Source organism: Inquilinus limosus MP06, assembly GCF_000767795.1.
Lineage (GTDB): Bacteria > Pseudomonadota > Alphaproteobacteria > DSM-16000 > Inquilinaceae > Inquilinus > Inquilinus limosus_E.
In genome coordinates this window covers 1-1,485 of record NZ_JANX01000929.1, presented here as the reverse complement: position 1 = coordinate 1,485, position 1,485 = coordinate 1, and the positions used below count along the sequence as shown (strand labels likewise).

The 1,485-nt window shown below is 70.3% G+C and carries 1 protein-coding gene and 1 pseudogene; both read right to left on the bottom strand.

The genetic code is table 11. The annotated features are described in order from the left end of the window. Positions 1-83: 83 nt before the first annotated feature. A complete protein-coding gene (gene moaB / locus P409_RS34090; protein ID WP_034849229.1) occupies positions 84-617 on the bottom strand; it encodes a molybdenum cofactor biosynthesis protein B in 534 nt (177 codons plus the stop codon). A gap of 75 nt (positions 618-692) precedes the next feature. Next, a pseudogene (locus P409_RS34085) lies at positions 693-1,485 on the bottom strand (uracil-DNA glycosylase); the annotation flags it as partial.

Here is a 1,485-nt window from a genome sequence, read left to right as displayed (position 1 = left end):
GCCCGGCGCCGCGCAGGCGGCCACGGTGAGCACGCAGGCGAGAGCGGCCAGCCGGCCGGCGCGGAGAAGGGCGTTCATGGCGGTCATTTCTCGAGGAGGCGCGGCATCAGCTCGACGAAGTTGCAGGGCCGGAACCGGTTGTCGAGCTGGTCCTTCAGGATCAGGTCCCAGGCGTCGCGGCAGGCGGAGGGAGAGCCCGGCAGCGCGAACAGATAGGTGCCGCCGGCGACGCCCGCGGTCGCCCGGCTCTGGATCGTCGAGGTGCCGATCTTGTCGTAGGACAGCCAGCGGAACAGCTCGCCGAAGCCGGGGATGTGCTTCTCGTAGACCGCGTGGAACGCCTCGGGCGTCACGTCACGGCCGGTGACGCCGGTGCCGCCGGTGGCAATGACGACGTCAATCTCCGAATCGGCGATCCAGGCCTTGAGCTGCGCTTCGATCGCGGCCTGGTCGTCCTTGACGATGCGCCGGTCGTGCACGGCATGGCCGGCCGCGGCGATCCGCTCCGCCAGCGTGTCGCCGGACTTGTCGTCGGCGGCGCTGCGCGTGTCGGACACCGTCAGCAATGCGATGTTCACGGCGACGAACGGGCGTGAGTCGTCGATCCGGCCCGGCATGCGTCCCCCCAAGCGGTGGTCGAGCGAAGCGGCCAAGCTAGCCGACGGAATGCGCCGGGAAAAGTGAAACGACGGTCAGGTCGCGGACGCGAAGCCGCAGCCCAGCTCCTTCATCCGGTGCTTCAGCACCAGCAGGTCGCGCCAGACGTCGCGCTTCATGCCGGGCTGCCGCAGGATGAAGGCCGGGTGGTAGATCGGCATGGTCGGCACCGGCGCCGGCAGGTCCGGGAAGGACCGGTCGTACCAGCGGCCATGGATGCGGGTGATGCCCTCGCGCGTCGCCAGCAGCGCCGCGGCCGAGGTGCCGCCGGCGCAGAGCAGGATCTTCGGCTGCATCAGGGCGATGTGGCGCTCGATGAAGGGCAGCGAGATCGCGATCTCCGACGCGTTCGGCTGGCGGTTGCCGGGCGGGCGCCAGTTGACGATGTTGGAGATGTAGACCGTGGTGCGGTCGAGGCCGATCGCCGCCAGCATGCGGTCCAGCAGCTTGCCGGACTGGCCGACGAAGGGCTTGCCCAGCCGATCCTCCTCCGCCCCCGGCGCCTCGCCGACGATCATGATGTCGGCATCGGGGTTGCCGTCGGCGAACACCATCTGGGTGGCCGTCGCCTTCAGCCCGCAGTGCGGCACCGACTGGATGCCGTCCTCGCCGCCGGTGAAGGGCGCCTGCAGGGCGACGAAGAACACCATCTGCGACAGCGCCAGGGTGATCATGGCGAAGTAGATGCCCTGGCGGCGGATCGCCAGGAAGCCCATCACCAGCCCCATCGCCGCGGCGGCGGCGGTGCCGGCCAGGATCGCCAGCTCCGGCGGCCAGCCCCAGACCTTGGCGGCAGTGGGCGGTGACATAGGCGGCGCCGCCGAAGAA